The organism is Streptomyces sp. NRRL S-1022 (assembly GCF_000720135.1).
Lineage (GTDB): Bacteria > Actinomycetota > Actinomycetes > Streptomycetales > Streptomycetaceae > Streptomyces.
In genome coordinates this window covers 1-217 of sequence record NZ_JOIU01000217.1, presented here as the reverse complement: position 1 = coordinate 217, position 217 = coordinate 1, and the positions used below count along the sequence as shown (strand labels likewise).

1 protein-coding gene is annotated in these 217 nt (G+C 67.7%); it reads left to right on the top strand.

Going from position 1 to position 217, the window contains the following annotated elements:
- A partial coding sequence (locus IG05_RS46460; RefSeq protein WP_158839179.1) for an AMP-binding protein occupies nucleotides 1-217 on the top strand: 217 nt, incomplete at both ends.

The window sequence follows — 217 nt, the reverse complement described above, 5'->3', positions numbered from 1 at the left end:
GGAGACGGCTCAGGAGCACTACGCGTTCGACGGCTCGGATGTGTGGTCGATGTTCCACTCGTACGCCTTCGACGTGTCGGTGTTCGAGATGTGGGGTGCCCTGGCGCACGGCGGCACTCTGGTCGTGGTGCCGCGTGAGGTGACGCGGTCGCCGGAGGAGTTCCTGGACCTGCTGGTGGAGCAGCGGGTGACGGTGCTGAGCCAGACGCCGTCGGCG